Genomic DNA, 5,269 nt, shown 5'->3' on the forward strand with positions numbered 1-5,269 from the left:
CCCGAATAGCTCCGCTATTAGGGCGCTCCGGCGCCTTGCGATCGCACGCTCCCCCACGCTCGGCTTCGCTCGCGCGGGGGGACCCCCATCGCCGCCGCGGGGCCCGCCCTTCGGGCGGACGACGGGACTTTCGAAACGCGCCCTAGATGAACGTGGCACCCCAGGTGGCCGGCCCGACGATGCCGTCCACGTTCAGGCCCTTGCTCGACTGGAAACTGCGGCAGGCAGAGTCGGATCCCGGTCCGTACTGGCCGTCCACAGCGACGGCGTAGCCGTGCGTGTTTTTCATCCGGTACTGCCAGGTCGCCACGCTGGCGTGCACGAAGGTCGGCGGCTGGCGGAAACTCACCCCGGGGTAAGGCAAGGGCCCGCCACCGGGGTTGACCTCGCCGCTGAGCACCCGGGGGTACAGGTTGCCCGGGCAGTCAGTCGTGTGGTGGTCGCGGTGGCCGGTGATGGCCTGCGCGGCGCCACCCGATACCCGCAGGCGGTTGATCCCGTAGCGGATGGCGTCGATCAGCCCGGCCGTGATGGCGTCGTAGTCGCTGCTAGTGCCGCCGGTCAGCGCACAGACCGCGTACCAGTCGTCATTGCCCTGCGTGGTGCCCTGGGCGGCGGTGCGGACGTTCTCACCACGGCCCTCGAAGAGGTAGCCGTGGACGCAGGCGAGGTGGCTGTAGGCGATGTCCGACCAGCCGTTGGTGTCCATGTGGAAGTTCTGGATGCCCCGCACCTGGGCGGCGCAGTCGGCGTGATTGGCCTTTGCCACCTTCACGGCATCGACATGGTGGACGACCACACCGCCCTGTGCCGGGGTGATGTTGCTGCTGACGCTCTTGGGCGCCCTGGCGCCCCATTGGGAGCGGGCGACGAACGTGGCCATCAGCTCCGCCCTCCTCGGCCCAGGGCGCAGTTGACGGCGGCGTTCAATGGCTCGGCGTGGGCGCTGCGCGCCGCTTCAGGGCCATGGACGGCGCCGGGGTGGCGGGAGTGCGTGACGATGGGAAGTTCACGGCTTCCCGACGGGAGGGGGGTGGCGGCACGCGCGGGTCCGGAACATATGGCGGGCAACGCGAGCGCGCCAGCGGCTGCCGCCAGCAGCGTCGCGCGGCGAGATGGGCCGTGAGTCAACGGTCCTCCAAGCTGTGGTGAGGTGGGAGCGATTGTCGAATCATTGACAGGACCCCGTCAAGATATGGCCAGTCGTCTGATTGCACCTGGTTCACACGGACACATAAGGCGGCCACTTGACGCCACCGACGCGGGAGGAGGCTGTCACGTCAATCCAGGCGTGGGTGTCGGTACCGTTGCCGGCGGAGTAGTGGAAGGCCGGGCAGTGACAGCGCCGAGCTGGACAGGCGTGCCCTGCTGGAGCTCGGCAACAGCCATCCACACGAGTTGGCGAGGACGGCTGTCCATTCAAGGCATCGCGCGACGTCTTCTCTGTCAGTGCGGTCCCGGCCAGCAAGGGCCGTCCTCCCGACAGCATGCGGATTCACACCGAGAAATGAGCAACAGAGTCCCCCTGCTATGGTGCGCCGATGTCATCGATCAAGCAGTTCCAAGTCACCTTCGACTGCGCAGAACCTGAGCGCGTCGCTCGTTTTTGGTGCGAGGTGTTGGGGTACGTCGTACCGCCGCCGCCACAGGGGTTCTCCACTTGGGACGATTTCAACCGCTCCCAGTCCCCGGAGGACCAGGGTTCATGGTTCGCCTGCAGTGATCCCTCAGGTGTCGGCCCGCGACTCTACTTTCAGCGCGTTCCCGAAGGCAAGGTCGTCAAGAATCGGGTGCATCTTGATGTGCGGGTCGGCACCGGGCTCGTGGGTGAAGAGCGCCTGGCCGCGCTTGAGGCCGAATGCGCACGGCTGATCCCGCTCGGCGCGGTACGCGTGCGACTCCTGTATGACGGCAACGATTCGTGCATCGTGATGCAGGACATCGAGGGCAACGAGTTCTGTCTCGACTGAATGTCCTCCGAGCCGGCGAGGTGGAGAGCCGTCTCCCTTGGTCCTCTGTTAACGGTGGTCTCGTGTGGGGCGGACGTCATCCTGTGAGGGCGAGGGTTGTGCAGTCGGGCGATGCCGAGCATCACGGTGTGAATGCCGCCACCCTTCAGACGGCAGTCGCGAAGGATCTTCCAGGTTTTCATCCGCAGGATCCGGTCCTCCAGGGGCCGGCACCACGGACCGGCCTTGCGTACCGGGTCCGCACTCTCGCGACGCATCGCAGTGAGCAGCTTGCCGAACTGCCGCGCGCTCAGCCCGGTAAACGGGGCCATTCAGGACGGCTTCCGACGCCGTGTGGCGATTTCCGGGGTAGAACACCAGTGCCGCCGCCGCTCGGCCGAGGCGAAGGCAGCCGATCTCGTGTCTCCACGATTCGGCTGAGTCTCACCTCACCCAGGTAAGTCAGTCACCGAACATCCCAAGGTCGTTCGACACGAACGGGCGGTTGCTTGACCACAGCGGGTTGCAGGCAGCAATCGCCCTTGGCCCGCCGGCCTCTTGCCACTTCATGTCGTGCGCACCCCCGCGCACCCGCACCCCCAACATGTTCTGAACAGACCCGGCCAGAGGACCTGACTGAGACCGTCCCACTAGCGCAGTACGTCGCTCACCCCCGTCCAGCCGTCGAGCGCCGCGCGGGTGGGCATTCCCTCCCAGTCGCCGGGGACCGTGCAGAGCAGTGCCCCGGCGAGTGCGGCGGTGTCGAGGCGCTGTTTGACGTCGGCGCCCGCGACCAGTTCGCTCAGGTACGCGCCGACGAAGGCGTCCCCCGCGCCCACCGGGTCGACCACCCGCACCGGGACGGCCGCCCTGTGGTGCAGGGCGCCGTCCACCAACGCGAGTGCTCCCTCGGCGCCAAGCTTGATCACCGCGGTGGCAGGGCCCAGGGCGGTGAGGGCCGCGGCGAGTTCGTCCGGCGTGCGGGCGGTGGGCTCGCAGCCCGTGACGAGCGCGGCCTCGTCGTCGCCCGCAAAGACCAGGTCGGCCCGGGCCACGAGGTCGCGCAGGGCCGGAGCCGCCCGTTCGGGCGGCCACAGCGCGGACCGGTAGTTGACGTCGACCGACACCGTCACCCCGTGGGCGCGGGCCACGTCCACGGCATACGACACGGCCGCCGCGGCGGACTCGCCGAGTGCCGGGGTGATGCCGGTGACATGGAGGAGCCTGACCCCGCCGACGAGACGGGCGTCGATGTCCTCGGGGGCCAGTCGGGAACCGGCCGCGCCGGCTCGGTAGTACCAGACCCTGACCGCCCCGCCGGGCAGGCGTTCCTTGAGCATCAGCCCTGTGGGCGCCCCGGAGTCGCGTACGGCACGGACATCGATCCCTTCGGCGGTCAGTTCGCGCACCACGCGGTCGCCGACGGAGTCCGCACCGACCCTGCCGATCCAGGTCACCGGGGTGCCCAGCCTCGCCAGTGCGACGGCGACGTTGCTCTCCGCGCCGCCGATGCCCAGGGCCATGTGCGGTACGTGCTGCAGATGCCCGACGGTGGTGGCGGCCAGCAGCCCCATCGTCTCGCCCAGCGTGACGATCCGGGCGCCGGTCACGGCCGGGCTCCGGCGGCTGCGGCCAGGGCAGCACGGCGAGCCCGGTCGGCCGGGGCCTTCAGGTCATCGCCGCCGGACGGGGCGTCCCGGGTGAGGGAACCGCCGAGGTCGACCACGTCGCCGAGGTTCTTGCGCAGCGGTTCCAGCGGGTTCAGTGGGTTCAGGGCGTCCAGGGCGTCCAGTGGGTTCAGGGCGCCCAACGTGGTCGGTGTCAGTTCGCGGCAGACGACGTAGGCATGAGTCGGCGTGCACGTCGCCGGGACGGGATCCTGCGGGGAGTCGGCCCGGAGGGCGGCCACCACTGCGGTGCGTCGCAGTGCGTCGCCGGGTCGGGGCCGGGCCGATGTGGTGGTGGTCATCGAGTGCTCGTTTCGGTCGCGGCCGGCGCGGGGGCCGTGGCGTCGACGGGTGAGGTCAGGTCGCGGTCGCGGGTCTCCGGAGTCATCAGGGCCGCGATCAGGCTGATGATCATCATCAGCATCATGTAGACCGCGACCGGGATCCACGAGCCGGAGAACGCCGTGAGCAGGGAGGCACAGATCAGCGGAGCGACCCCACCGCCGAGCACGGAGGAAAACTCCCGGCCCAGGGTGACGCCGGCGTAGCGGTAGCGGGTGCCGAACAGTTCGGGGAAGTAGCTCATCTGGACTCCGACCGCGCCCTGGCCGGCCAGTACGAAGCCGATGATCATGGTCACGGTGATGGCCGCCGGTGAGCCCGTGTTCAGGGCGATGAAGGAAGGACCGGGCAGCAGCACGAGGGCGGCGAGGATCGAGGCGTAGACCGGCTTACGGCCGACGCGGTCCGACAGAACGCCGAATCCTATGGCGGCGAGACCGCCGCAGGCCGCTCCGATCATCAGGACCTTCGGCACGAAGGACGCGTCGACACCGACCGTGGAGACCAGGTACGAGGCCATGAAGACCTGGTAGGTGTACGACTGGGCGCTGACACCGACGTTCATGAACAGCACCAGCAGCATGGGCTTCCTGCCGTGCTGGAAGACCTCCTTCACGGGGGACTTGGGCTTCTCGTGCCGGCGCTTGAGGTCCTGGAAGACGGGGCTCTCGCTGAGCTTGCGCCGGATGACCATGGCGGCGACCGTGACCAGCAGGCTGCTGGCGAAGACCAGCCGCCAGCCCCAGCTCATCAGCTGGTCGTCCGGCAGGGTCTGGACGAGGATCCAGGCGACGGCACCCATCACGGTGCCGAGCGCGGCGCCGGTCATCACCAGCGAGGCGAGCCGCCCTCGGCGCCCGGTGACGGCGGTCTCCGTGAGGAGGGTGGCTCCGCCCGACTGTTCGGCACCGGCTCCGAATCCCTGGAAGAAGCGGCACAGCACGAGCAGCGCCGGTGCGAGGACACCGACCTGGTGGTAGGTCGGCAGCAGTCCGATGGCGAAGGTGGAGCCTCCCATCAGGAACAGGGTGGTGATCAGGATCCACTTGCGGCCGAGCCGGTCGCCGAAGCGGGAGAAGAACAGTCCGCCGAGCGGGCGGGCCGCGAACCCCACGGCGTAGGCGGCGAAACTGGCCAGCAGGGCGACCGCCGGTGTGGCGTTGGGGAAGAACAGGTCGCCGAAGACCAGGGCCGACGCGGTGCCGTAGATGACGAAGTCGTACTGCTCGAGAGCGGTGCCGACGAGGCCTGCCCAGGCCGCACGGCGGACCGCTCGGGGGTCGGTGGGCGCGGGATCGGCGGGTGCGGGTG

The 5,269-nt window shown here is 69.1% G+C and carries 5 protein-coding genes and 2 pseudogenes; 1 reads left to right on the plus strand and 6 read right to left on the minus strand.

Going from position 1 to position 5,269, the window contains the following annotated elements; translation table 11 throughout:
• Positions 1 to 142 precede the first annotated feature (142 nt).
• Entirely contained in the window at positions 143 to 883 is a 741-nt protein-coding gene (locus FPZ41_RS44565; RefSeq protein WP_152870403.1) for a peptidoglycan recognition protein family protein, read from the minus strand.
• Positions 884 to 1,541: 658 nt separating this feature from the next.
• Here FPZ41_RS44565 and FPZ41_RS44575 point away from each other — a divergent pair.
• Positions 1,542 to 1,970 (plus strand): VOC family protein, encoded by a 429-nt coding sequence (locus FPZ41_RS44575; protein ID WP_152870405.1) that lies wholly within the window; start codon positions 1,542 to 1,544, stop codon positions 1,968 to 1,970.
• 76 nt (positions 1,971 to 2,046) lie between these two features.
• Here the strand turns inward: FPZ41_RS44575 and FPZ41_RS44580 are convergent.
• The 5 genes and pseudogenes from FPZ41_RS44580 to FPZ41_RS44595 all read right to left on the minus strand — a co-directional run.
• Positions 2,047 to 2,161, minus strand: a pseudogene (locus tag FPZ41_RS44580) (IS5/IS1182 family transposase); the annotation flags it as partial.
• Positions 2,156 to 2,281, minus strand: a pseudogene (locus tag FPZ41_RS49250) (IS5/IS1182 family transposase); the annotation flags it as partial. The pseudogenes FPZ41_RS49250 and FPZ41_RS44580, both read right to left, overlap by 6 nt.
• Positions 2,282 to 2,599: 318 nt before the next feature.
• Positions 2,600 to 3,559: a sugar kinase gene (locus FPZ41_RS44585; RefSeq protein WP_322621526.1), complete on the minus strand. Its 960-nt coding sequence runs from the start codon at positions 3,557 to 3,559 to the stop codon at positions 2,600 to 2,602.
• On the minus strand, positions 3,556 to 3,918 hold the full coding sequence (locus FPZ41_RS44590; RefSeq protein ID WP_152870407.1) for a hypothetical protein: 363 nt from the start codon (positions 3,916 to 3,918) through the stop codon (positions 3,556 to 3,558). The genes FPZ41_RS44585 and FPZ41_RS44590 overlap by 4 nt, the downstream gene beginning before the upstream one ends.
• Positions 3,915 to 5,269: MFS transporter (locus tag FPZ41_RS44595; RefSeq protein ID WP_152870409.1), on the minus strand; the 1,355-nt coding region annotated here is incomplete at its 5' end. The genes FPZ41_RS44595 and FPZ41_RS44590, both read right to left, overlap by 4 nt.

It is taken from the genome of Streptomyces acidicola (assembly GCF_009377235.1).
Taxonomy (GTDB): domain Bacteria; phylum Actinomycetota; class Actinomycetes; order Streptomycetales; family Streptomycetaceae; genus Streptomyces; species Streptomyces acidicola.